The 25,573-nt window shown below is 65.6% G+C and carries 19 protein-coding genes, 1 tRNA gene and 2 pseudogenes; 15 read left to right on the top strand and 7 right to left on the bottom strand.

What is annotated here, in order from left to right; all coding sequences use genetic code 11:
• Positions 1–44 precede the first annotated feature (44 nt).
• Positions 45–201: pseudogene (locus ACZ1JS_RS01570) on the bottom strand (transposase); the annotation flags it as partial.
• Positions 202–778: 577 nt separating this feature from the next.
• On the opposite strand from ACZ1JS_RS01570, the gene ACZ1JS_RS01575 reads away from it, so the two are divergent.
• Genes ACZ1JS_RS01575 through ACZ1JS_RS01590 form a run of 4 tightly spaced genes read left to right on the top strand, consistent with a single transcriptional unit; the run spans position 779 to position 2,610 of the window.
• Positions 779–1,162 carry a DUF2269 family protein gene (locus ACZ1JS_RS01575; protein WP_465167409.1) on the top strand — a complete coding sequence of 128 codons (384 nt, stop codon included), beginning with the start codon at positions 779–781 and terminating at the stop codon, positions 1,160–1,162.
• Positions 1,163–1,215: 53 nt separating this feature from the next.
• The gene (locus ACZ1JS_RS01580) at positions 1,216–1,692 is read left to right on the top strand and encodes a DUF4166 domain-containing protein (RefSeq protein WP_465167410.1); all 477 of its coding nucleotides are present in this window, start codon (positions 1,216–1,218) and stop codon (positions 1,690–1,692) included.
• Positions 1,685–2,086 carry a thiol-disulfide oxidoreductase DCC family protein gene (locus ACZ1JS_RS01585; protein WP_465167411.1) on the top strand — a complete coding sequence of 134 codons (402 nt, stop codon included), beginning with the start codon at positions 1,685–1,687 and terminating at the stop codon, positions 2,084–2,086. The genes ACZ1JS_RS01580 and ACZ1JS_RS01585 overlap by 8 nt, the downstream gene beginning before the upstream one ends.
• Before the next feature lie 32 nt (positions 2,087–2,118).
• A complete protein-coding gene (locus ACZ1JS_RS01590) occupies positions 2,119–2,610 on the top strand; it encodes a hypothetical protein (RefSeq protein ID WP_465167412.1) in 492 nt (163 codons plus the stop codon).
• On the opposite strand, the gene rtcR is transcribed toward ACZ1JS_RS01590, so the two are convergent.
• Positions 2,607–4,193 carry an RNA repair transcriptional activator RtcR gene (gene rtcR / locus ACZ1JS_RS01595; RefSeq protein WP_465167413.1) on the bottom strand — a complete coding sequence of 529 codons (1,587 nt, stop codon included), beginning with the start codon at positions 4,191–4,193 and terminating at the stop codon, positions 2,607–2,609. The genes ACZ1JS_RS01590 and rtcR overlap by 4 nt on opposite strands.
• A gap of 251 nt (positions 4,194–4,444) precedes the next feature.
• On the opposite strand from rtcR, the gene ACZ1JS_RS01600 reads away from it, so the two are divergent.
• The 6 genes and pseudogenes from ACZ1JS_RS01600 to ACZ1JS_RS01625 all read left to right on the top strand — a co-directional run.
• Positions 4,445–4,522: transfer RNA gene (locus tag ACZ1JS_RS01600), tRNA-Pro, on the top strand.
• A 21-nt stretch (positions 4,523–4,543) separates the two neighbouring features.
• Positions 4,544–6,079, top strand: a complete 1,536-nt coding sequence (locus tag ACZ1JS_RS01605; protein ID WP_465167414.1) for a vWA domain-containing protein — start codon at positions 4,544–4,546, stop codon at positions 6,077–6,079.
• Between the two features lie 412 nt (positions 6,080–6,491).
• A complete protein-coding gene (locus ACZ1JS_RS01610; RefSeq protein WP_465167415.1) occupies positions 6,492–7,718 on the top strand; it encodes an RtcB family protein in 1,227 nt (408 codons plus the stop codon).
• Between the two features lie 27 nt (positions 7,719–7,745).
• A complete protein-coding gene (gene rtcA, locus ACZ1JS_RS01615) occupies positions 7,746–8,759 on the top strand; it encodes an RNA 3'-terminal phosphate cyclase (protein WP_465167416.1) in 1,014 nt (337 codons plus the stop codon).
• A gap of 283 nt (positions 8,760–9,042) precedes the next feature.
• A complete protein-coding gene (locus tag ACZ1JS_RS01620) occupies positions 9,043–10,971 on the top strand; it encodes an AAA family ATPase (protein WP_465167417.1) in 1,929 nt (642 codons plus the stop codon).
• A 76-nt stretch (positions 10,972–11,047) separates the two neighbouring features.
• Positions 11,048–11,257, top strand: a pseudogene (locus tag ACZ1JS_RS01625) (IS30 family transposase); the annotation flags it as partial.
• A gap of 192 nt (positions 11,258–11,449) precedes the next feature.
• Here ACZ1JS_RS01625 and ACZ1JS_RS01630 read toward each other — a convergent pair.
• Together ACZ1JS_RS01630 and ACZ1JS_RS01635 are read right to left on the bottom strand one after the other, a co-directional pair.
• Entirely contained in the window at positions 11,450–12,688 is a 1,239-nt protein-coding gene (locus ACZ1JS_RS01630) for an NAD(P)/FAD-dependent oxidoreductase (RefSeq protein ID WP_465168606.1), read from the bottom strand.
• Between the two features lie 4 nt (positions 12,689–12,692).
• Complete coding sequence (locus ACZ1JS_RS01635; protein WP_465168607.1) at positions 12,693–13,010, bottom strand: 2Fe-2S iron-sulfur cluster-binding protein; 318 nt, start codon at positions 13,008–13,010, stop codon at positions 12,693–12,695.
• A gap of 887 nt (positions 13,011–13,897) precedes the next feature.
• On the opposite strand from ACZ1JS_RS01635, the gene ACZ1JS_RS01640 reads away from it, so the two are divergent.
• Genes ACZ1JS_RS01640 through ACZ1JS_RS01660 form a run of 5 tightly spaced genes read left to right on the top strand, consistent with a single transcriptional unit; the run spans position 13,898 to position 21,424 of the window.
• Entirely contained in the window at positions 13,898–15,976 is a 2,079-nt protein-coding gene (locus ACZ1JS_RS01640) for a TonB-dependent siderophore receptor (protein WP_465167418.1), read from the top strand.
• 40 nt (positions 15,977–16,016) lie between these two features.
• The gene (locus ACZ1JS_RS01645) at positions 16,017–18,305 is read left to right on the top strand and encodes a CocE/NonD family hydrolase (protein WP_465167419.1); all 2,289 of its coding nucleotides are present in this window, start codon (positions 16,017–16,019) and stop codon (positions 18,303–18,305) included.
• Complete coding sequence (locus ACZ1JS_RS01650; RefSeq protein WP_465167420.1) at positions 18,302–19,435, top strand: Gfo/Idh/MocA family protein; 1,134 nt, start codon at positions 18,302–18,304, stop codon at positions 19,433–19,435. The genes ACZ1JS_RS01645 and ACZ1JS_RS01650 overlap by 4 nt, the downstream gene beginning before the upstream one ends.
• Positions 19,432–20,745, top strand: a complete 1,314-nt coding sequence (locus ACZ1JS_RS01655) for an alpha/beta hydrolase (RefSeq protein ID WP_465167421.1) — start codon at positions 19,432–19,434, stop codon at positions 20,743–20,745. Before ACZ1JS_RS01650 ends, ACZ1JS_RS01655 begins: the two co-directional genes overlap by 4 nt.
• Before the next feature lie 19 nt (positions 20,746–20,764).
• Complete coding sequence (locus ACZ1JS_RS01660) at positions 20,765–21,424, top strand: TetR/AcrR family transcriptional regulator (protein WP_465167422.1); 660 nt, start codon at positions 20,765–20,767, stop codon at positions 21,422–21,424.
• Between the two features lie 7 nt (positions 21,425–21,431).
• Here the strand turns inward: ACZ1JS_RS01660 and ACZ1JS_RS01665 are convergent, their stop codons facing one another.
• Genes ACZ1JS_RS01665 through ACZ1JS_RS01675 form a run of 3 tightly spaced genes read right to left on the bottom strand, consistent with a single transcriptional unit; the run spans position 21,432 to position 25,442 of the window.
• The gene (locus tag ACZ1JS_RS01665; RefSeq protein WP_465167423.1) at positions 21,432–22,328 is read right to left on the bottom strand and encodes a beta-keto acid cleavage family enzyme; all 897 of its coding nucleotides are present in this window, start codon (positions 22,326–22,328) and stop codon (positions 21,432–21,434) included.
• Positions 22,329–22,353: 25 nt separating this feature from the next.
• Positions 22,354–23,346, bottom strand: coding sequence for an N-acetyl-D-Glu racemase DgcA (gene dgcA, locus ACZ1JS_RS01670; protein ID WP_465167424.1), 993 nt, complete (start codon positions 23,344–23,346; stop codon positions 22,354–22,356).
• Positions 23,343–25,442: a penicillin acylase family protein gene (locus tag ACZ1JS_RS01675; RefSeq protein WP_465167425.1), complete on the bottom strand. Its 2,100-nt coding sequence runs from the start codon at positions 25,440–25,442 to the stop codon at positions 23,343–23,345. Before ACZ1JS_RS01675 ends, dgcA begins: the two co-directional genes overlap by 4 nt.
• Between the last annotated feature and the right edge of the window lie 131 nt (positions 25,443–25,573).

Raw genomic sequence — 25,573 nt, forward strand, 5'->3', positions numbered from 1 at the left:
CCGGCGACCGCGACGCTCCCGCCTTCCGGCATTGATCGTCGCTAGCGGTAAGGCAGGTTCGGTGCCACGTCATTGCGGCGCGCTACGACCGATATGCTCAGGCGACCATTGAGCGTCTCCTCGAGGATTCTTAGCTTCTCGGCGGCACCCCAGTGACGGCAACGACCGAACGCTATCGGCGATGATCTCGGATACGGACATCGGCCTACGGTCGGGGCATAGCTCCGAGTTCCTTCTTAGGCTGAATTTTGTCTAGGCAAAACAGGGGGCCAGATCGTTACGTCCGTTTTCATGTTAGGTTTTCGGATGGGACGCCTTTTCATGCGACAGGTGTGCGGCTATAATGGTCGACGAGCCCCAGACGTTCTGTGAATAAATCAAGCGCTTAGATGGTGGACATTCTGGCGTGGCGGTCCTGCCGCCCCAGACAGTCACTGATTGCCCCAGCTAAGGGGACCCAAATCTGCGGTTTTCGGTAACTTAGCGGGACTTCGACCATCGCAGTGGCGTCAACTGACGCCAGTCGATGGAGCCAGTCCCTGATGCCAGCGATCGAGAACGTCACCCGCCGCCGCGCCGTCTATTGGTGGCGGCGAAAGCTGCGTTTGGCGCGCGCAAGCGCAAATCCTATAACCGTTGTGACGATGGTCAGCCTTCTGACGAAGGAACAGCCGGTCGCCCGTCGACGCGCGGTCGCAATGACCGGGCGGAGCGAGACGGTATCGTCAGCTCGACCTTGTTGTGCGGCACCGGGCTAGGCACCGCCTTTCACGGCTGGATGGCGAACCGCTCCGGCGACGCGGGCGCGCGGCGGGTGGTCAATCGCAACGTCGTCCTCGCCGACTGGCTGTTCACGACCCCCGCTGTCATCGTTCAGCCGGTGACCGGGGTGTGGCTCGCGCAACTCGCGGGCTTTCAGCTGACGACCGGCTGGCTAGCGACATCGATCGCGCTCTATCTGATGGTCGGAGCCTGCTGGTTGCCGGTGGTCGGCATCCAGATCCAGATGCGCCGCATCGCTGACGCCACCCCGTCCGACATGCCGCTACCGGCGCGCTATTCCCAGCTGTCGCGGATGTGGTTCCTGCTCGGCTGGCCGGCGTTTATCGGGGTGATCGTCATCTTCTGGCTGATGGTGACCAAACCGGAGTTCGTGTGGTGACCCATGTCCTGTTCCGTCGTCTCCTCGGCAGCACGATCAATGACCTATCACCCGTGCTGCGCGATGCGCATGATAGTCGGATCGACCAGCGCTGGCGCGGCGTAGCGCAGGTCGAGACGCACCCGAACCCGCTAGCCCGGCTGCTCTGCCTGATGATGCGTCTCCCCGCGCCGGGGACCGCCATTCCAGTGACGGTGCAATTCGAGCGGCGCGGTGGCGCCGAGCACTGGCACCGCGATTTCGCCGGACGTCGCTACCAAAGCACGCTCGTCGAGCGCGACGGGTTGATGATCGAACGGATGGGCATGGCGACCAACATCTTCCGCGTGTCGGTGGAGGACGGCGCACTCCGGTTGGACCTGATCGGCTTCAGGTTCCTCAGCGTCCCGCTGCCTTCCACCCTGCGCCCGCATTGTCACGCCCGCGAACATGGAAACGACGGGTGCTATGTCTTCGACGTGCCCGTCGACCTCTGGCCCTTCGGCCGGATCATCCGCTACACCGGCCGGATGGAGCGGATCGATGACTGACGGCCCCATCATCCTGTTCGACGCGCAATGCGTCCTGTGCTCAGCCAATGCCCAGTTCATCCTCCGCCACGATCGCCGGCACCGTTTCCGACTGGCGGCGATGCAGGGTGTAGCCGGTGCGGCGCTGTTCCGTCGGCACGGAATCGACCCGACCGATCCCGACACGATCCTGGTCGTCGATGGCGAACACGTCCTGCGGGACAGCGACGCGGTGATCGCAATCTATACCGGCCTGGGGTGGCCGTGGCGTGTCGCGGGCGTGGCCCGCTTGATGCCGAACTGGTTGCGCGACCGGGCTTACCGATGGATCGCCCGTAACCGCTATCGCTTGTTCGGCAGGCGGTCGACGTGCTGGCTTCCAGCGCCGGAGGATGCCGCTAGGGTTTTATCATAGCCGCACACCTGCCCGGCCGGTCGATGCCCCCCATGGTAGCGGCCGTCGCGGTGGCCATCGGCGTGCTGCCAGCCTTGCAATTCGATCATGTCGGCTTCGTGGCTTTGGTCGGCGCCGCTCTGGCGGTGGGCATGGCGGCGCGCGGATGGCGCGCGGCCGGTCGAGCTGACGATACGCGCTTTGCGACGCTGGCAATCACGGCGGCGGGGTCGCTAGCGCTGGCCGCGGCAAAAATGCTGCCCTTCGCAGGGTGGGCGTCGGCGGCGGCGCTGCTTTGCGCCGCGATGATGACGCTCGCCGGCCTGGCGAATGACCGGCGGATAGAGCGCGGGGGCTGGGGCTTCTGCGCGACGACGATGGCCTTGCTGGGCTCCCGGGAAGGTATCGCCCGGCTGTTCGGCGAGGCGGGGAGCGGGCACTTCGCCACGTGGATCGTGCCCGCCATGGTTGGGCTGGGTCTGGCGATCCGCGCGACGGGTACGCGCGCTGCGGTGATGCAGCCGGCAGCGGTGCTGATCGGCTAACCCGCGATGTCCGCCCAGCTGAGATCGAACCGCGCGAGATATTTGCGCAGGCGATCGGCGTCGTTGGTGGAGGTGCGCTGGCGGCGTGAGGCGGCGAACAGGGTGCGGCCGGCGTCGGACAGTGAGCGGCTGGCGCGGCAGGTTTCGACTACGTGCGCCAGCTGGACACGATCGAAGGGATCGAGCGCGTCGAGTCGCTCGGCGTTCATCAGGGCCGCCAGCGCGTCCGCTTCCGGCGTTGCGCCTCGCCACAGCCTCTGCAGGCGCGCGATCTCGGCGGTGACGCAGTCGAGATTGATCCGCCCGGCCGGACTAAACGTCGCCATCCGTGTCACGCTGGCGGCGAGGTCGCGGAAGTTGCCGGGCCAGCGGGCCTCGGCACTGGTTGCGAAGCCGAGATAGCGGTCGCGTGCCTCCTTGTTGAAGGTGATGCGGTCGCCCTCACGCTCGGCATGGCGATCGAGTTCATAGTCGAGATTGGGCGCGATATCCTCGCGGCGCTCGGCAAGGCCGGGCAGCGCGAAGGTCCAGAGATTGAGTCGCGCATACAGGTCGTCGCGGAACGTCCCCGCCGCCACGCAGGCGGCAAGATCGCGATTGGTACCGGCAATCAGTTGGAAGTCGCTTTCGACTTCGCGGTCGGCGCCCACCGGCAGGAACCGTTTGTCCTCGATCGCACGCAGAATCATCGCCTGTTCGTCAAGGCCGAGTTCGCCGATCTCGTCGAGGAACAGCACGCCGGTGTCCGCCGTGCGCAGCAGCCCGGCACGATCCGCGGCAGCGCCGGTGAAGGCGCCCTTGCGGTGGCCGAACAGCGCCGACATCGCGCCATCGCCCTTCAGCGTCGCGCAATTCACCTCGACCAGTGGCCCCTTCACCTGACGCTTGACCCGCTTGAGTTCGTAGATGCGCCGCGCAAGCTGACTCTTGCCTGCGCCGGTCGGCCCCATCAGCAGCAGCGGCGCGCGGCTGCGGATCGCGACCTGTTCGATCTCGTCGATCATGGCGTTGAAGGCGGCGTTGCGGGTGTCGATGCCCGATTTGAGGAAGCTGGTGCTTTCTGCGCTGTCCGCAGCGAAGCGCGTGGCGATGCTGTCGTATCGCGATAGGTCGAGGTCGATCGCATTCCAGCGTCCCGCTGCGCTGCCGCCGCTTCGGCTGGGCTGCGTCTGAAGCAGGCGACCAGGAAGATAATGGGCTTCGCTCAACAGGAAGAGGCAGATCTGCGCAACATGCGTCCCGGTGGTAATGTGGACGAGGTAATCCTCCGCTTCCGGATCGAAAGGATAGGCTCGCGCGAAGTCGAGCAACTTACCGTACACCTCCTCGAAGTCCCACGGGTCGGCGAAATCGAGAATGTGCGGCTCGACCTGCGTTTCCGGCGACACCGAGGCGATATCCTCCGCCACATAGTGCGCGAGCCGCTGATGCTGGGTGCCGTGCAGCAGGATCAGCCGGTCGACCCGCAGGTCGTCGTGCATCGTCAGGCCAACCGTCGGTCGCCACTTGGACCAGCGCGACGGGCCGAACTTGCTCGCATCAAGGGTAGAGCCGAGAAAACCTAAAACGACAGTAGGGCGCATTCTGATACGGTAAGATAAATGGCGATCCACGTCGATCGTTTAGTTCAAGCGTAAGCGTAATGCCTCCGCTTCGACGCTTCATCGCGGAAATCGTCTTACAAGCTGTAATTACATGATTTTATGATCTTATGATCTTCGTCGCGTCGAACTGGCACGGCTTTCGCAAAGCTAGTGGCATCGGATCACATGGTATCGAGTGATCCGATGCGCGGCAGGGGCGGTCGGAATGGGCCGGCCGCCCCCGAAGCAAACAGGGCATAGCTCAGGCTGCGTAGAGCGCCTGCTTTGGGAGCAGGATGTCGCAGGTTCGAATCCTGTCGCCCTGACCAGTGTTCGAAGGGAGTTGGACGATGGCCAACAAGGGATTGTTCGCAAGCGCCGTGGCGAGGCTGCTGCCGCGTGTCGACGCTGTAAACCGGGAGCGCGCGGCGGCCTATGCCTACGGCCCGGAAGCCAAGCTTGCGCAGCTTGCCGTGACAGGCACGCTGGCTGACAGCTTCTATGCCGGCGCCGACCAACATCTTGACGAGGCGCTGGCGGCGGCGCGGGCTTGTGATCCGACGTTCGTCGCAAGGGCTGCGGTCTACGCCCGCCGATCGGGAACGATGAAGGATATGCCGGCGCTTCTCGCCGCTTATCTGACGGTTGCCGACCCGGATCTGGCTGTGCCGGTTTTCGGCCGCGTCATCGACACCGGGCGGATGCTGCGCAGCTATGTGCAGATCCTGCGTTCGGGACAGGTCGGGCGGACGTCGCTAGGCTCGCGACCGAAGCGGCTGGTGACGCAATGGCTGGAGCGGGCGTCGATGCGCGATCTGATGGCGGCGGCGACGGGTAACGACCCCAGCCTCGCCGACATCGTTCGCATGGTTCACCCCAAGCCGGCCGATGCGACGCGACGCGCCTTCTACGGCTGGCTGATCGGCAAGCCGTACGACCTCGCCGCGCTGCCGGCCGAGATCGCCGCCTTCGAGGCGTGGAAGCGCGCCACGGCGTTGCCGCTGCCGCCGGTGCCGTTCGAATGGCTCACCGCCTATCCGCTGAGCGCGGAGCAGTGGGGAGAACTGGCGACGCGAATGGGGTGGCAGGCGTTGAGGATCAATCTTAACACGTTGGCGCGCAATGGCGCGTTCGGTGTAGCGGGGGTGACCGAGGCGGTTGCGGCGCGGCTTGCTGAGCCGGCACCGGGCGTCCTGCCTTATCAACTGCTGGTCGCGTTGCGATCAGCAGGAGATGGGGTACCGCTGGCGGTGCAGGCAGCACTGGAGACGGCGCTTGAATCGTCGCTGGCGAAAGTGCCGGTGGTCGCGGGCAATGTGGTTGTGTGTCCGGACGTCTCGGGCTCGATGCAGTCGCCGGTCACCGGTTACCGTAAGGGCGCGACGACGACGGTGCGGTGCGTCGATGTGGCGGCGCTGGTCGCCTCGGCGATGCTGCGCACTAACCGTCGGGCACGGGTGATGCCGTTCGAAGTCGATGTCGTCGACCTCGCGCTCGATCCCCATGCACGTCTCGCCGTCAATGCGGCGCGGCTGGCGGCGGTGGGTGGGGGCGGCACCACGGTGTCGGCCCCGCTCGCCCGGCTGAACCGTGAGCGGGCGAGCGTCGATCTGGTCATCATCGTCTCCGACAATGAGTCCTGGGTCGATGCGACGCGGCACGGTGCGACGGCGACGATGCGCGAGTGGGAGCAGCTGAAACGCCGCAACCCGAACGCTCGGCTCGTCTGTGTCGACATCCAGCCGCACGGCACCACCCAGGCAACCGGGCGGCCGGAGATATTGAATGTCGGAGGGTTCTCCGACGCCGTGTTCGACACGATCGCACGCTTCGCTCTGGGGCAGACGCGCGACTGGGTCGAAATGATCAACGAAACGGAGGTTTGAAGGAAGGCCGTGGCGAATGCCGGCGGGACTACATCCCAGGACAGACCGGAGAGTAGAGCGCCCGGGCAACCGGGAGATGCGGGTTCAAATCCCGCCATGGGAGTGTAGCTCAAGGTCGCTCAACGTCTCGCCACTTCTCGTCGCCACGGCCCAATTGAAAACGGCGAATGCCGACCGGACTACATGGACTGCTAATCCCCGTGTCGCGGGTTCGACTCCCGCCTCGGCATCGGCCGGGTAGCTCAGCGGTAGAGCAGGAGACGTCCGGTCAATCCTCGTCGCCGTGACCCAATTCAAGCTGGCGAATGCCGGCGGGACTACATCGGTTCAGGCGGTTCGACTCCGCCCCGGGGCAACCCGGAAACGTCTCGCCAATCCTCGTCGCCGGCACCGAAATCTACAGGAGGTCATGATGACCGCAACGACGTACGAATATAGCGAAGTCCCCGGCGGCGTGCCGATCAAGGCCTGGACGCGTGGCGTGCCGGTTGAGGACGGCGCGCGGGCGCAATTGGCGCGGGCGGCGCAGATGCCGTTCATCTTTAAGCATGTCGCCGCCATGCCCGACGTCCATGTCGGTATCGGCGCGACGGTGGGTTCGGTGATCCCGACCAAGGGCGCGGTCATTCCGGCGGCGGTCGGGGTCGATATCGGCTGCGGCATGATGGCGGCGCGGACCTCGCTGATGGCGAGCGATCTGCCCGACCATCTGGAGGGCGTCCGCTCGGCGATCGAGCAGGCGGTGCCGCATGGCCGCAGCGTCGGCCGGGGCAAGCGCGACAATGGCAGCTGGGGCAGCCCGCCGCCTGCGATCGTCTCGGCCTGGGCGACGCTGGTCCAGCGCTTCGACCGGATCTGCGAGAAGCACCCACGGCTCAAGAACACGAACAACCTCGTGCATCTGGGGACGCTGGGCACCGGCAACCACTTCATCGAACTGTGCCTCGACGAAGAGGCGCGGGTGTGGGTGATGCTGCACTCGGGGTCGCGCGGCGTCGGCAATGCGATCGGCAGTTTCTTCATCGAGCTGGCCAAGCAGGACATGCGCAAATGGCACCTGAACCTGCCCGATGAGGATCTGGCGTACTTTCCGGAAGGGACCGACCATTTCGACGATTATGTCGAGGCGGTCGGCTGGGCGCAGGATTATGCGGCGCTCAACCGGCGGATGATGATGACCAACGTCATCGCCGCCCTGCGCAGCGTCATCGCCAAGCCGTTCGAGGCGGAGTTGGAGGCGGTCAACTGCCACCACAACTACGTCACGCGCGAAAACCACTTCGGCGAGAATGTGCTGGTGACCCGCAAGGGGGCGGTGCGTGCGGCCAAGGGCGTGATGGGGATCATCCCCGGATCGATGGGCGCCAAGTCGTTCATCGTCCGGGGCTTGGGCAACCCGGACTCGTTCGATAGCTGCAGCCACGGCGCGGGTCGGGTGATGAGCCGGACGGCGGCCAAGAAGCTGGTGACGCTCGACGAGCATATCGCCGACACCGCCGGCGTCGAATGCCGCAAGGACGAGGGCGTGATCGACGAAACGCCCAAGGCCTATAAGCCGATCGAAGCCGTAATGGCCGCGCAGGCCGATCTGGTGGAGATCGTCCATACGTTGAAACAGGTGGTGTGCGTCAAAGGGTGACGCATACCACCGATCAGAGTGACGATCATGATCGAGATTGATGGAGCAGAAGGAGAGGGCGGGGGACAGGTCGTGCGCAATGCGTGCGCCCTGTCGCTCGTCACCGGGGAGCCTGTCCGTATCACGAATGTCCGCGCGAAGCGGTCGAAGCCGGGGTTAATGCGTCAGCATGTCACCGCGATCGAGGCCGCGTGTGCGATCGGCAGCGCGACGTGCGAGGGGCTGGTCGTCGGGTCGTCCGACCTGACCTTTCGTCCCGGCCGGGTGACGGCCGGCGACTATCGCTTTTCGGTCGGAACGGCGGGGTCGACGGGTCTGGTGTTGCAGACGGTGCTGATGCCGCTGCTGCTCGCCGACGGTCCGTCGCGGCTGGTGCTGGAGGGCGGGACCCACAACATGTTGGCCCCGCCGTTCGAGTTCATCGAGCGCTGCTTCCTTCCGATCGTGCGGCGGATGGGCGGGCAGGTCGAGGCGCGGCTGGTCCGGCATGGCTTCTACCCGCGCGGCGGCGGGCGGATCGAGGTGGATATCACCCCCGGTCCGCTCCAGCCGATCGAGTGCAAGGCGCGCGGCAGAGCGTTGGGCGTGTCGGCCTGCGCCTTGTTCGCCGGATTGCCCATGTCGATTGCCGAACGGGAAATCGCCGTTGTCCGCAAGGCGTTCGACTGGTCGGAGCGCGAATGCTTCATGCGGGAATTGCCGGTCGATCAGGGGCCCGGTAATATCCTCTTGCTGGAGGCGCAGTTCGAGCACGTTACCGAGATCGTCAGTGGTTTCGCGCAACTGGGCGTGACGGCGGAGCGGGTCGCGAAGACGGCAGTAGGTCGGATGCGCGGCTATCTGGCGTGTGACGCCTTCGCCGGGCCGTATCTCGCCGACCAGTTGCTGTTGCCGATGGCTCTGGCGGGCGGCGGCATGTTCACCACCGTCAAGCCGAGCGAGCATGCCCGCACGTCGGCGATGGTGATCGAGCGTTTTACCGGGCGGCGTACCCGGTTCGAGCAGCAGGCGGGAGGGGCGCATGCCGTGACGATCGGATGATGGATTGCGAGCGTAACGACTTTCTGCTATCAACCTTGCGAGCCCGAACCAACTGGCGGGCCATACGGAGACATGCTGTGTTCGACCTTGCCGCCTATTGCGGTGCACGGGTCGGCGGTCTCCGGCCTTTCGCGTAAACGTCCCACGACGTTGGCGGCGGGCCGGCATCCGCCCCCGCCGCACCTCACCCCTTCGACAGGAATGACGTCGACGCGCGCTTGCGCCGTCGGCCTGAGAGACGCGTGGATACCACATGGACGAATTGGATATAGTCCGGGGCCTGATGCTCCGGACGGCGGTCGCGTTGCCCGCCATGGCACCGCTCGCCAAGGCGGTGTTGGAATGGGCGGAGCCGCATCGGCCCTGGTTGCTGCCCGACATAGAAGGCGAATGGAACTGGGAAGGACTGCTTACCGGTCTGGCTGCCCCGCGTGGGGAATCGGTGCGGGCGGAGGCGCTCGAACTCGCGGGTACGCTGGCGCGGTTGCTGGGATTGTCGCCGATCGATGCGGCGCTGCTGCGGCTGATGGTCGCGTGCGACCGACTGCCGCGCGTCGGTGCCTTGGCGCGATTGCTCAGCCGTCACGGGCATGACCTGCCGCAACTCCTCGGCGAGATGGCCGGGGCCAGCGCGGAGGATGCCGAACGAGCAGCGCGGCGAGGCGCGGTCACGCGGCTCGGATTGGCCTGCTTCAACGCCAATCATGCAGGCGAGGCGGATGTCGAGATCCGCTGGACCTTGCAACGTCTTCTCGACCGGGCTCCGGCGAGCGAAGAGGCAATGCTCGATACTTTGGTGGGCATCCGGCAGGCGGCCACGCTGGGGCTCGACGCCTTTGCGCATGTCGAGCCGATCGACTTCCTCGTCCGCCTGCTGCGCGGTGCGCTGGGCGAGGCGGCGGCGGGGGTCAACATCCTGATTTACGGCCCGCCCGGCACCGGCAAGACCGAACTGGCACGTACGCTGGCGGCGGCGGCAGGCGCGGTGCTGCACGGCGTCGGCGAGGCGGACGAGGACGGCGAGGAACCCCGCCGTTGGGAACGCGTCGCGGCGCTGGCCTTGGCACAACGTCTGCTCGGCGGGCGGGGACCAGCGGTGCTGCTGTTCGACGAGATGGAGGACCTGATCGGCGATGCCAGCCCGTCCGCGGGCGGCGACTGGTTCAGTCGTCGCGAGGGCAGCAAGGTCTTCGTCAACCGGCTGCTGGAGGCCAACCCGGTGCCGGTGATCTGGACGACCAACGCGATCGGCAATGTCGATGCGGCGATCCTGCGGCGGATGAGCTTCGTACTACGGCTCGACCTGCCGTCGCGTGCGGCCGCGGCGGCGATGCTCGATCGGGTGGCGCAGGAGGAGCGGGTGACGCCCGGTCCGGGCTATTCCACCCTGCTCGACGCCGCGCCGGAAGCGGCGACCGTCCTGCGCATGGCCGCGCGTGCGGGTAAGCTGGCGGGTGAGACGGATGGCGGCACCGTCGCAGCCGAGGCGCTGGTGCGTGCGCTACGCGGTGGCACGCTGCCACCGCCCGGCCCGGCGGCGTTCGACCTCGACCTGTTTGAAACCGATCGGCCGGTCGATCGCCTATTCGCGGCCATGGCAGATGGCGGGGCAAGCGACGTGTCGCTGCTACTGACGGGTCCGCCGGGCACCGGCAAGACCGCCTTCGCGCATCATCTGGCACGGGCACTCGACCGGCCGCTGCTGGTCAAGCGTGCATCCGACCTGCTGTCCAAATGGGTCGGCGAGACCGAGGCGCAGATCGCCGACGCCTTTGCCGAGGCCCGGCGGCGGGAGGCGGTGCTGTTGTTCGACGAAGCGGACTCGCTGCTGTTCGACCGCAGTACGGCGCGAACCAGTTGGGAAGTGGGACAGGTCAACGAACTGCTGACGTGGCTCGACCTGCATCCGTTGCCGGTCGTCGCGGCGACGAACCATGAGGCGGGGCTGGACCCGGCGACATTGCGGCGGTTCGTCTTCAAGCTGCGGCTGAAACCGCTCGGGGCAGAGCGTGCCGCCGCCGCCTTCCTGCGTTTTTTCGGGGAGGCGGCACCGACGTGCCTTCGCGCGGTAGAGGGGCTGACGCCCGGTGACTTCGCTGTCGTCGCCCGGCAGCTACGGCACTGGCCCGCCACCGGGGCGGCGGACCTCGTCGCGCGGTTGCAGGCCGAGGTCGCGGTTCGGCCCGGCGTGTCGGTCAGGCTGGGTTTTTGAATGGCAGGCGCATGGCCGTCGCTGGCGGCCACAGACGTTTCAAAGCGAAGCCTTTTCGTGCGACCAGTGCGTGGCCATCCTCGGGGTCGGCAGCTCGGCGATCGGGACGCTAATCGAACGGAGGACGCGCTTCACGATGCTGCTCGATCTGCTTCATATGGATGGTCACCATGCCAAGTCGCGTACCGAGAACGGACCAGCGCTGGCTGGGCATGGTGCCGAGGCTGTGCGGGATAGCATTACCCGTACCATCGCCACCGTGCCCGGGGAGTTGCGCCGCTCGCTCGCTCATCCGGGATCGGGGCGCGGCGATGACCGATGATCTCGCCGTTGCTCTGCCAAGCATGGCGGCCTGACCTATGCCGGCCTAGCCGGCGATCGATGCGGCTATGCCGTCAAAGCTACACCACCACGCAGGACAGGACCGGCAGGACCGCCATGATCCCCGAACAGGGTGCGTTCGCCGATTGAAAACGGCTTATGCTGTACACGCCAAAACAGCCTGCTTGAGCGGTATCGTCATATCACCGGCCGATACGGGATCGATCCGATCACCCGCCAGGATGAGCGGCTTCGCTTGAACATAGTCTCGGACGCTGTTGACGGCATCCGCAGCGATCAAACGACCATCACGCAGATAAAGGACCGAAAAACTGCGCTGCGCCGGGTCGCCGCGGACGATGACCTCGTCATGTCCTGCCGAAAGCCCGACAGTCTGCAGTTTGAGGTCATATTGGTTGGACCAGAACCACGGCAGCGCGCGATAGGTTCGATCTTCCCCCATGATGCAGGCGGCTACGGTCTTGGCCTGATCATTGGCGTTCTGCACCGACTCCAGGCGTATGGGCAACGCACCGGAGAAGAAATTCAAGTGCGCAGCGCAATCGCCAATCGCGAAAATGTCGGCAAGCGATGTCCGGCAATATTCGTCGACGACCACGCCGTTGTCCATCTCTGCCCCCACAGCCTGAAGTGGGGCGATTTCAGGTACGATACCGATGCCCATGATGACCATGTCGGTAGCGATCTCTACGCCGTCGGCCAGGCGCACGCTGACAATGCGCTCGCCTTGGGTCTGAAGGCCTTCGATCGCGACATTCAGGCGCAGATCGACGCCATGACGACGATGCTCTGCTTCGTAGAAGCGAGACAGCGCTTCGCCCGCGACGCGATTCAGAACTCGCGTGCCGGCTTCCAGCAGCGTGACAGCCTTGTTGAACTTGCGAAGGACCGCCGCCGCTTCCAGCCCGATATAGCCACCGCCGATCACCGTCACATGGGCCGTCTGCGGCAACAACGCCATGATCGCGTCGACGTCACGGCGCTGGCGTACGACATGGGCATTACACGCATCTGCTCCGGCAAGCGCCAAGCGCCGGGCCTTTCCGCCAGCGGCCCAGACCAGCTTCCCATAGCCGATCGCCTCACCCGCATCGGTCGTGACCAGATGGTTGGCGGGATCGACAGTGTCAACGCGGGTATGACCGATCCAGTTTATCTCCCGGTCCCGCCAGAAATGTTCAGGCCGGATCAAGATCCGTGCAAATGGTTTCTCCTGCGCCAAAAACTCCTTCGACAGTGGCGGGCGTTCATAGGGGGGATAGGGTTCATCGCCGATCATCGCGATGCTGCCCGCAAAGCCTGCCTGACGCAACGAGATGGCGAGTTGGGCACCGGCATGACCGGCCCCGACGATAACGACATCGTAGTGCTGCATGGTCTCAATCTTCCGGAGCGATGACGACGTGAAGTCCATCGAGCGACGCGTTCAAGGTAATCTGGCAAGACAATCGGCTATTGGCCTGCCGGGCGTCGCTGCTATCCAGCAGGTCGTTCTCGTCTTCCGACATCGGCGGCAGCGCCTTGGCATGATCGGACGACACATAGACATGGCAGGTTGCACAGGAACAACATCCACCGCACAGCGCCATCAGTTCGTCCATGCCGTTCTCGCGGAGTGCCTCCATTAACGAAAGGCCTTCTTCGGCCCGGAAAGTCCGGCTCTCACCTACTCGATCGGTAACGAAAATTTCAGGCACTGCGAGTTCCCCCAAGAATGGAAACGGATACCGGATCAGGCGCTGAGCAGCCGCCACCGGGTGGTCCGGGTTGATAGTTATTGCATTGTGGTTTTTCGCCGCCGTGATTGGTCGGATACCCAGCGGCAATTACGACGAGCGCATGAGCGTCATTTAGGTTGACTGGTTGGGGGTTTGCTTCCGGGGGGCGAGCGGGAGGAAACCCCCAACCGCTTCGGCTTCACCTGTGGGTCAGAGGGGCGCACTCCTGTCCGGCCGGCGCCATGAGCGATCGACACCGTAGGGAGTACGAAGCTCTTGGCAGCCAGCCACGGGACTGCAACCACACGGGTTAGTCCGTCGCGCGCATTCGCATGCGATCTCCTCATCGCGAGCACCGCGACGGCATCGTCGTCCCCCTCAAAATTACAATCAAACATTACGGTGATAATAGCATGCGATCAAGGCATGGCGGGCATGTAATATTGGCTCCCGCGCCGCCCAGGCGCGACGGGGCGTCGTCCTGCGTCCCGAGGAAGATCGGAGACAGCATCGAACTCGCTGATCGACGATGGGCAAGCGGAGGTCACGGTAGGGACGCCGAGGAAGGCGCCGCCTTTCCTCGATCACTGCATCTGTCGGTGCCGCTGCGGCCATGGGTCGCATTGTACCGGTGCCGGAGGTGCATGGCGGTCATCTGATCGAAATGAGCGCGACGGTTGCCCCGATCGCACGACATGAAGGCTCGGCACGATACGTTGACAATGTTACGGTGATAATGCACTCAACCGCGTGGGGCTTGCTGGAGTGTGATGGAACGACGCGTCGGCGAGGTCGGGAATCTAATGAGCGAGGGGGATATGAGGAGCAGATCGACATGGGCCGTATCCGCATCCGGTGCGGCGCTGATGCTGATGTTAGCGAACGCCGCCAGTGCGCAGGACGCACCGCTCGACAATCAGGAGAAGGTGGCGGTCTCTGACATTCTCGTGCTGGGACGCGGATCGGAGAATTTCGCCAACGACAAGGCTCTGGCGACGATCCGCGAAACCCCCAGCTCGATCACGCTCATCGATTCCGAGCGCATTCAGAAGCAGCGTCTGCTGACGCTGGACGAACTGATGAAGCAGACGGCGGGCGTGACGGTCGTCCGCAGCGTCGCAACCTATCCGCGCTTCTTCGCGCGCGGTTTCCAGATCTCGAGCTTTCTCATCGACGGGACGCCGCAGCAGGGCTTCGCCTCAGCGCCATATTCGCTGCCCGACTTGTTCCTGTTCGATCGCGTCGAGTTCCTGCGCGGGCCGTCAGCGCTGTTCAGCGGATCGGGTAGCCCCGGCGGAAGCGTCAATCTGGTGCGCAAGCGGCCAGGACGGGACCCGGCGGTGAAGGCGTCGATCAGCGGTGGGTCGTGGGATTTCCTTCGCGGCGAATTGGATGTGACGACACCGCTGACGGCGGACGGGGGCGTCCGCACCCGGATCGGCGTCATGGCCCAGGAAGCGGGCGACTTCATCCGGGATTTCGAGAAGGATCGGCGGGGCGTCTTTGCTGCGGTGGATGCGGATCTGGGGAGCCGCACGACCGTGAGCCTTGGCGGATATTTCGACGCCTTCACGACCACGCAGGGGGTCGGGTTGCCGGGTGGCGAGGGTGTGGGCCTGCTCGCGCTCCCGCGCGACACCTTCATCGGAGGTCGCGGCAACAGAGCGCAGACCGAGCTTTCCCAGGGGTATGCGCAGCTCAACCACAAGTTCGCCGACGCTTGGAAGATGCGGGCAACGGTACAGTATAACGATCTGCGTCGCCACGAATTCTACCTCTTCACCCGTGGTCCGGTGACGAGCACCAATGCCGAGGCCCTCAATCTCGAAACCTATCGCGGGCGACATAGGGCGGACTCCTTGTCCGCGGACGTCAGCCTGACTGGCGAATATGAGATGTTCGGCCATCCCGGCGGGATCATTCTCGGTGCCGACTATCAGCGATCCGACTGGAGGTTCGATTCCAACTACGCCTATGCGCAGAACCCACCGCTGACGATCGACATCTTCAATCCGGTGCCGCCGCCCATGCCGGTCTTCCCGATCGGTCCCGATACGGAGAATTTCTATCAGGGTCGGGAGGTCAAAAGGCAATATGGGGTCTACGGCCAGACGCGGGTGCAGCCAGTCACCGACCTTACACTCGTTCTGGGCGGTCGCGTCGGCTGGGTGACGTACGAGACGCAGGACTTCGACCTGACGCCCAACGGGGTCTATTCGATCAAGGGCAAGCTGACCCCCTATGTCGGGCTGACCTATGACGTCGTGCCGGGCTGGACGCTGTACAGCAGCTATGCGGACGTCTTCGAACCGCAATCGGCCTTCGATCGCAATGGCAAGCCGCTCGGCCCCGTCAGTGGAACGCAGATTGAGGCTGGCGTCAAAACTAACGTCTTCGGCAACCGCTTCCTGCTGACCGCCGCCGTCTATCGCATCCGCCAAAGCAACCGTGCGGTGGGAGACCTGACCAATCCCAGCGTCTCGATCGCCTCGGGCCTGGTGGAGGGCAAGGGCTTCGAGATCGAGCTGAACGGCCGTATATTGCCGAGATGGACGATCAACGGCGGGTATAATTTCAACGTCAACAAGATCCTGTCCGACACCGATCCTGCGTTGCAGGGGCGGCAGTTCACGCCGGTCATTCCGAAGCATTCGGTCAAATTGTTCACGGATTACAGCTTTCCAGCAGGTGGCAAGCTGGAAGGGCTGAACGTCGGTGCCGGCGTTACGCTGAACAGCGAGCAGCGGGGTACCGGCGTCGTCCAGCCGAGTTACTTCGTAGCCGACCTGCGCGCCGGTTATGACATCACCGATCACCTCAACCTGTCGATCAACGTCAACAACCTGTTCGACAACACCTATTATGCCGAGGTCAACGACCTCATGTTCAGCAACTGGTATGGGCCGCCGCGCAGCGCGTTCGTTACCCTCAAGGCGAATTATTGAATATGCCGGCGGGCGGGGCGGTGGGCGAGGCCGGCTGCCGATGAGCGCCGTCCTCGCCCTGTTGCTGGCGGGAACCGCCGTCGTCGCGCCCGGACAGGGCGCACCGGCGGCGGTCGCCGCGCCCGAGGAGGTCGTCCGGCATTACGATGGGTATCGCCGTGGCGTGCCAATGGTTCAGCTCGACGTCTCGCAGGACGGCTATGCGCTGCGGCGGCGCGACGTGCAGGCGGCGAGGTGGGGGGAATGGGTCCGTACCACCGTCACCGACCTGCCGACGCGTGGCGCGGCCTTCCGTCTGACCGGAGCACTCGCCGATCTGGTCGCCACGCTGCCGCGCATCGCCGCGGTCGACTGGCGCGGACTGGATCGTGCGGCATGGTCAGGCGCGCCGGGCCTGTGGGTTCGCGGCCGGACGATCACCCGCCGCATGGGCGCGCGCGACGTGACGGTGACGCGCTGGTTCCAGCAGGATGCCACCGATCCGATGGATCTGTTGATCGGCGAAGACGGCGCCCTTGTCGCGGCGATCGACGTCAACGACGATTATGCGCTGGTTCGGCGCGGCTATGAGGCGTTCACGACGGTCGGCCTGTGGCAGGCGCCGGGTATGTCGCAGCCGAGCTACGGCTATCATGCTCTCGACCTGCAGATGGTGCCGGCGCGTGACGGCACCCGCCTCGCGACCCGTGTGTATCTTCCGGATGCGCCGGGCCCGTTCCCGACGATCCTGGTCCGCAATCCCTATGGGATCACCACCCTTATCGACCGATACGAACAATATGTGGTGAAAGGCTATGCCGTCGTCGTTCAGGCCGCGCGCGGCACCGCGCTCTGGGACCTTCCGTCGCGGTCCGAGGGCATTCTGCGCCTTCAGGTCCAGGAACCGGACGATGGCGCGGACGCGCTCGACTGGGTCACGCGGCAAACCTGGTCGAACGGTGGCATCTGCATGCAGGGCCTGTCCTATCACGGCTTCACGCAATGGACGGCGGCCATGGCAGGCAATCCGGCGCTGAAGTGCATCGTGTCCGAAAGCACGCTGGGCACCGCGTTCGGGGATCAGCCGTACCTGGGCGGCACGTTCATTCAGGGCACGCCATTCTACCTGTTCTGGATGCATGGCCGCAAGCTGCTGCCGGGGCGAACCTGGTCGGACGTCCTGCGCCATCGTCCGATCCGCGACCTGGACGTCTACGCCACCGGAGCGGAACTGCCGGCGTGGCGCGATACGGTCGGGCATTGGCTGAACGACGATTACTGGCGCCGGCAGGACTGGTTCCGCGACACCGGACCGCGCGACTTCGCCGCGCTGGAAATCAGCGGCTGGTTCGATGACGATTTCCCCGGCACCCGCAGCACGTGGGAGATGATGCAGCGTCACGGCACACGGCCCAACCGCCTGATCATCGGGCCGTGGAAGCACAGCTACAATCACGACCGCGCGCTCAACGGCTATTCCTTCGGGGCGGACGCGCTGCGCGACGATATCTGGCTGACCAAGCAGCGCTGGTACGACCATTATCTGAAGGGGGTTGCGAACGGCGTCACGGAACCGCGCGTCGATTACTTCGTGCTCGGTGCCAATGAATGGCGGACGGCGGCGCAATGGCCGCCCGCCGAGGCGCGGTCGCGCATGTTCTACCTCCATAGCGACGGCGATGCCGCACGGAACTCCGGCGCGGGCCGTCTGGACGAAATAGCCCCGACCGCGTCCGAGTGTTCCGACGCATGGCGCTACGACCCAGCCGACCCGCCGCGCAACTGGTACAGCTTCGACCTGATGGGCGATTACGCCGACGTCCAGACCTTTCCCTATGACATGAAGGACATCGAAGATCGCGGCGATGTCGTCACCTATACCAGCGCACCGCTGACGGAGGATCTCACGATCGCGGGCGACGTGAAGCTGGTCCTCTATGCCTCCACCGACGTCAAAGATACCGACTGGTGGGCGCATCTGTCGGACGTCGACGCGCAGAACCGGTCGACCCGGCTGACCCTGGGGGCGATCCGCGCGCGCTTCCGCAAACTCGACGATCCCGATTTTCACGTATTCGGCCGCAACTTCACGGAGCAGCACCTTCTATCGGGAAGGATGGCCGACGTCGTGCGGTACGAGATCAGTCTGAAGTCGATCGCCAACACCTTCCGCAAGGGCCATCGCATCAGGATCGCCATAGCCAATGCGATGGACAATTACTCTTTCCCCAATTCGAACACCGGCGGGGTGGAGGCGGATGCGACGCGAACGCAGGTGGGTCGCATGCGACTGCACCACGCCCCGGGCGCGGCGAGCTACGTTACGCTGCCCGTGATGCCGATGCGATGACGCACATCGACGGAGAACAGGATATGGACGCGCCGTTCCGGCTGGGGATCATTGGTCTGGGGCTGGTCGCAGCCGAACATATCGCGGCGTATCGGCAACTGCCCCAGCTTCGCATCGTCAGCGTATGCGATGTCGACCCGCGCGTGGCCGCGCAATGGGGCGCGACGCTTGGGGTGCGGTCTTTCGACGATCACCGGATGCTGCTGGCACATGGCGGGGTCGACCTCGTCCTGGTTCTCACTCCCGCCTCGACCCACCGTGCGATCGTCGAGGACGTGGCGGCGGCGGGAATCCCGATCCTGTGCGAAAAGCCGCTGGCGGTAACGGTGGAGGATGGCGCCGCCATGGTCGCGGCCTGTGCACGGCATGGCGTCCCGCTATATTACGGGTCGATCTATCGCCACCTGCCCGCGGTCCGCGCTGCGAAGGCGCTGATCGACGCGGGCGCGATCGGTCGGGTGCAGGTGATGACCGAGCAGATGATCGGCGGCAACGGCGCGGACCGATATCGCCAGCTTGCCCCGATCCACTACCCGAATGGCGGCCCGGGAGGGGCGGGGATGGGGCTGGTCGATCATGGCGTGCACCTGATCGACGTGTTTTGCTGGTTCATGGGCGGTCCGCCGGTCGAGGTGACGGGAAGTGGTCAGATTTCCGGCGCACCGCTCCAGTCGGAGCATCTGACGATGCGGTTCGACGGCGGCGCGATGGGGCACCTGATCTACAATGCCGGCACCTATTCGACCTTTCTGCCCAATGAGGGAATGTTCGCAGGGGGGATGAGCTGGCTGACCGACGGGACCCTTGCGCCAGCGGGTGCATGGCTGGCTGAGCCGGCGTCGATCTCCGTCCATGGCACCGCCGGTAGCCTGCGAATCTTCCACTTCGCCAACGCGCTGTATCTGAACCGGGGCGATGGTATGCGGCAGGTGCCGTTGGAGGGGCGGCCGTGCCCCGATCACTTCGCCAGTCAGATCGAGGAGTGCATCGCCGCGATACGTGACGGGCGGCCGCCGGCCATCGACGGTGCCGATGGCGTGCGTGCGCTGCGCGTTCTCGCCGCCGCGTACCGCCGGGAGGCTTTCGTGGGGGGAGAGGAGGTGTCCCTCTCGACGCGAGTGGGCGCATGATCGTCGGCGCCCTGCTATGCTGTGCCGTTGCTGCCGCGGCCGAAGTCCCGGTTCCGCCCCGGCTCGCGCGGCTGCGCGCGGCGGAACTGGCCGGTTTCTGGCGGGAGGTGACCCGCCGGGGCACGCCGCTGATCGACCCGGTCGCGGGCCGCCCCGACCTCATGGACGTCACCTTTCTGTGGCGTGGCTCCGCAGATGCAGTGGCTCCGCGCGTGTTCGGCGTGTTCAACACGCATCCCTGGACCGACGGCGACGCCATGCATCACCTGCCGGGGACCGACGTCTGGTTTCTGCGCTACCGCCTGCCTGCGGGGTTGCGCGCGTCCTACCATCTGCTCGGCCCGCGTACCGCGTTCCCGAGGTTGCGGTTCCAGCGGGTGTGGGAGGGGGAGCGCCGGCACGACCTGTTGCTCGATCCGCTGAATCCGCGGAAGATCGCCGACGTCTATTTTCGGCGGTTGAGCTACGACAATGTGTTCGCCGGGCCACGCGCGCCGCAATGGTATGATGGCGGACGGTTGCGGGGCCGGGTCGTCGCGCTGGCGCTGCGTCCGTCGCGATCGCAGCCGCCGCGTCGCGTGCTCGTTTATCTGCCGCCGGTCCGGCACGATGCTGCGCCGCCCGGTGTGCTGTTGCTGTTCGATGGCCTGTCCTATCGCACCCCCGGCATGGTTCCCGAGATGCTGGACCGGATGATCGCGGCGAAGCAAATCCCGCCTACCAGTGCGGTGATGTTCGATTCCGGACCGATCGAGCGACGGGAGACGGAGTTGAATGCAGATCCTGCGTTCGAACGCTTCGTCGTCAAGCGGCTTTTGCCGCTCGTGCAGGCGCGCTTTCACCTTACGCGCGATCCGCGACGGACGATCGTCGCGGGGGCGAGCCGCGGCGGACTGGCGGCGGCATCGATCGCGCTGCGATATCCCGAGACATTCGGAAACGTCATCGCCCAGTCCGCCGCCTTCTGGTCTGCGCCCGATCGTCGCGATCATCACAAGGACTGGATGGCGCGTCAGTATCTTGCCGTCCCCACGACAGTGCCCGTGCGCTTTCACATCGCGCCCGGGACGATGGAGGATGCGGAGGACATGCTGGAGCCGAACCGCCGGTTCCGCGACAGGCTGCGTGCGCGGGGCTATCGCATCTGCTTTCGCGAGTTCGTCGGGGGGCATAGCTTCGTCAACTGGCGCGACGACCTGGCCGTCGCCATCCGGGAGATGACGCGGCCATGGCACACCGCCGACCCTTGCGAGAAATCAGACGTTTCCGCTGGCAAGCGCGCCGGCGACGCTGCTACAGCAGCACATTGATAAATATGCCGGAGATAATATGATGCCGCGGCCGAAGGTCGATCATGACGAACGGCGCATGCGGGTTGCGCAGGCCGCCTGCGAGGTGATCCTCGACGTCGGATTGGAAAATGCCAAGCTGACCGATATCGGCGCCCGGGCGGGCGTCACCACCGGTGCCGTCCAGCATTATTTCCGCAGCAAGGAAGATCTGCTCTTCTTCGCGAAGAACCACGTTTTCGACCTCATCATGGACAAGGCCGCCGCCGCGCCCCCCGAATTGCAGGGCGCCGAACGTCTGTACTTCATCATCCGGCGGCACCTGCCGTTGACGGGCGACCATGTGAAGGCGATCCGCCTCTTGGAAGCGTTTCGCGGCCGCGCGGTCGGCAATGCGACCCTGCTGCGCAACCAGCACAAGCGCGATCGCAAGTTCCTCGATATGCTGGAGGCGGAGATCGGACGACTGAAGGCGGACGGCGTGGTGCGGGCGGACCTCGACGTGCCTGCCGCCGCACTCGGCCTCAACGGGATCATCGAGGGCCTTGGCTGCATCGTCATGTCGTCGCCCTCGTCGTTCAAGACGTTCGATCTGTTCGGGATCGTGGCCGACTACGTCTCCAATGTGCTCGGCGCACCGCGTCCGGCCGAGATACCGGTCGCGGCGCGCAAGCCGGCGCGCACGAAGACGCCGGCCTGAGATGCGGCTAGCGTTGCGCGATACCGAGTATCGCGCGCGCCTCCGCCGGTGTCGCCAGTTCCCGGCCCATCGTGTCTAGGAGGCTTCCGGCGCGCTCCACCAGTTGCAGGTTGGTCGCATACTCGCCGCGACGCAGGTAGATATTGTCCTCCAACCCGACGCGCACATTGCCCCCCAGCAGCGCCGCCTGCGCGACCATCGGCATCTGAAGCGCGGCGATGCCGAACCCGGCCCAGACCGCCTCGGACGGTAGCAGGTCGCGCATATAGGCCATCGTCTGCGGCGTGGCGGGGGCGCCCCATTTGACGCCCAGCACGAACTGGAACAGCGGTGGCCCGTCGATCAGCCCGCGCGCGACGAGGTCGTTCGCCAGCAGGATGTCGCCTGCCTGAAACACTTCCATCTCCGGCTTGACCCCGGCGGCGCGAAACCGCTCCGCCATGGCGGCCAGCGTGCGCGGCGTGTTCAGGTAGACGAAATCGACCCCCCCATCGACCTGATTGGCAGTCGTGACGTCGAGGGAGCAGATTTCCGGGTGGCACGCTTCGATGTGCGCGACCCGCTCGTCGACGCTGCCGACGTCGCTGCCCGGTGCGGCGCGGCTCTCATCCTCGGGATCCGGCAGGAAGAAGGCGGCATGGCCGCAGGTCAGGTTGATGACGACATCCGTGCCGCTGTCGCGGATCCGGTCGCAGATCTCGCGATAGATCGGGATGCTGCGCGTCTGACGGCCGGTTTCCGGGTCGCGTGCATGGATGTGGACGATCGCCGCGCCCCGCTTGGCCACCGCAATGGCATCTTCCGCGATCCTCCTCGGCGTGATCGGATAGTCGAGCGCGGTCGGATAGCGTGGATTGACGTCGTGTCCGCCGGTCAGCGCGCACGTCATGATCGTCTTCGTCATCGGCAGAATCCTCGACAAGGATATGTCATCCCCAAAGCGCGGGGATAGGGGGCGCGACCGTGCCGTCGCGATAAAGGAGTGCGGGATCGCGGTCGGATCCCATCAGCAGGGGCGCATCGAGGTCGGCGTAGCGACAGCGGCTCGCCAGTAGCAACGCGGGCGCCATCGCCAGCGACGTGCCGAGCATGCAGCCGACCATCGCATCGAGCCCCGCCGCGCGTGCGGTGTCGAGCAGGCGTACCGCCTCGGTGAGACCGCCGGTCTTGTCCAGCTTCACATTGATCATGTCGTAAAAGGGCGCGATCCGCGCGACGTCGCTGGCGACATGACAGGATTCGTCGGCAGCGATGGGTATCAGGCGCGTGACCCCTTCCAGCAGCCTGTCCTGTCCGGCACGGAATGGCTGTTCGATCAGCGCATAGCCGCATTCGGCCAACACCGGCATCGCAGCAGCGAAGTCTTCGACGCTCCAGCCCTCGTTGGCGTCCGCGATCAGCGTTGCGAGCGGCGCGGCGGCGCGCACCGCACGGATGCGCGCGGGATCGCCGGACGCACCAAGCTTCACCTTCAGCAAGCCATGCGAACGGGCGGCGATGGCAGCGCGATCGCCCATCACGTCGGGCGCATCGATACCGATCGTGAAGGCGGTGACGATGGTCTGCGGTGCGGGCAGGTCGAGCAACGTCCAGGCGGGGCGCCCTGTCGCTTTGGCGCGCCAGTCCCACCATGCGCAGTCGATCGCGTTCCGCGCCGCCCCCGGCGGGCAATGGTCGTGAAGCGTCGTCCATTCCGCGCCCTTTTCGAGCCGTTCCGTCCATGCGCGCGCCAATGCGACGACGCTGTCGACCGACTCCCCGAAATGCGGCACCGGGCAGCTCTCCCCGCGTCCGACGGCCCCCGCCGCAGCGAGCGTCACCGTCACGAACTCCACTTCGTCGATGGTGCCGCGCGCGATGACGAAGGGGCGGGCGAGCGGGCGGCGCTCGGTCGCGACGGTCGCGGTGAAACACGTCATCATTCGGTGCCCTGCACGACGTCGCGACCAATCCGTTCGATCCTGACCGTGTGGCGCGCGATCTCATCGGCATGGAAGCGGATCGGACGCAGCTTGTTCTGCGAAAACAGTCGCAGCTGTGCGGCGTTCGCCCGCGCATCCGCGCCGTTGCCATAGGGGAGCAGCCCGACCGCGCGCAGCCGGCGGCCGAAGGAGACGAGGGCCGTGAAGGTGTTCCCGCCCTGGGTCACGTTCACGCCATCCGCTCCCGCGCCGAACCAGCTGGCGCGATAGGAGCCCAGATAGACATCGCCACCGGAGGAGGGCAGGTTCACCGCTCCCTGCCGTAGCCGCACCGCTTCGCCATAAGCGACGTCGAGCCGACCGTAGCGCTGGCGGATCTCTCCCGCCGCCTCTGCCAGCAAACGCACGGCGAGGTCGGGATCGGCGAGGCCCGCGGGTGTCGTCAGCGGGCGGTCAGGGGACCATTGGGTCGCATAGACCTGCTTCGGATCCCGGCCGAGGATCAGCTTGCGCGCCCAGACCTGATACAGGATCACGCCTCTGCTGCCCGCCTCGCTGGCGCGATCCCAGGACGCGAGAACGGCGGCAGCGTCGCGAACGATCGGGTCGGTCGACAGGCGTGCCGCAGCCAGGAGATCGGGCAGAAGCCGGTCAGCGGACTCGATATGGGTCGATCGTTCGATCGCGAGCAGATCGTCGAAGCCGACGCGCGGATGCGCTCGGATCTGTCGCAACGACTGGTGCGCCCGCCAGTCGAGCGACGGCGCAGGCGCCATGTCGACGGGATAGTCGCCAGGCCGCAGCACTTGCGGCCAGCTCGTCAGCCACGGCGGATCGTTGGCGTTCTGAATGAATCCGCCGGGTGGATTGCGGAAGTGCGGTACGCGGGCATAGGGCAGGGCGCCGTCCCACAGGAACGCGGAGCGGTCCCCGGGGATGATTCCGCTCCAGAAGGCGTGGTCGCCCTGGCGACGCAGCGGGAATCGCCCACCGTAGAGATAATAGATGTCGCCGCGCCGACTGGCGTAGATCGTGTTGAAGAACGGAATCTGGAGCCGGCTGGTCGCCCGTTCGAACGCATCCACGTCGCGCGCTTTCGCCATATCCCAATATTGCTGGATCAGGCCGAAGCTATCGAGGCCCGCAATCCGTAACGCATAGCCCGTTCTACCGTCGCGGCGCAGCACCGGTCCATGCAGCGTGCGTTCGATCGTGATACGTCGCGGCGTGCTGCGGCCGTCCTCGCCGCGCACGAGCAGCGTCCGCGTCTCTTGTTGAAGGTCGCGCCAGACGCCGTCGAGCAGGTAGCGATCGCCGTCGAGCGTCAGGCGATAGAGATCCGCGCCATCGAACTGGTTCACGGTGTGCGTCCAGCCGCCCTGCGCGCCGAACGCGATGGCGAGGAAGGGGGAACCCACCTGCGCCACGCCATAGCTGCTGCTGCCAGGCACGGTGATCTGCGTCTCGAACCAGGTGAACAGATCGTCCCACGGCAGATGCGGGTTGATCAGCAGCATCGCCTCGCCGCTTTTCGATCGGGCGGGGGCGATGGCATAGGCATTCGACCCGTTCGAGGCGGTTTCACCCGGCGCGGCGGGGAGCGATGCCGCCGCCTGGATCTGGCCACCGGCGACGTAATTGCCCACCACGACGTTCAGAACGTGCATCAATGGGTCGGACAGGCGTAGCGGCAGGACGGCGCGATTACGCGGTGCGATCCGATCCGGATGCCGCCTGGCATAGGCGTTTGCGCCTGCGACGAAAGCGGCCAGTCGCGCGCGCTCGCCCGGTGTCAGTCGTGTCTCCCATGCGCGGCCCGCATCGGGGATGCCGATCTGCGCCAGCCGCGTATCCGAAGCGACCCCGTCTTCTCCCCAATATTCCGCGGCCCGCCCGCGGGCACGACCATAGAGCGTCAGCAGCAGGTCGCCGCGCGCCTCCATCTGCGCCCATCCGAACGCGCGCATCGCCGCGACGTCGTCGGGTGCGGAGATGTGCGCGACGTCCCAATCGTCCCAGCGGATCTCGGCGGTGTCAGCGGCCGCAACCGGCACGCGCGACGCTGCGCCCGCACATGGGAGAACCGCCACCATCATTACCGCAGCCCTTGCCGCCCGTCGCATCCTGTCCCCCCAATTCCGACGGTGAACGCACGCCGGCATTGACCAGCCGCCACCTCCAGCAATAAACATTATCACCATGACGTTATTAGTAAAGGGGCTGAGGG

Source organism: Sphingomonas sp. BL-S-05, from assembly GCF_055521695.1.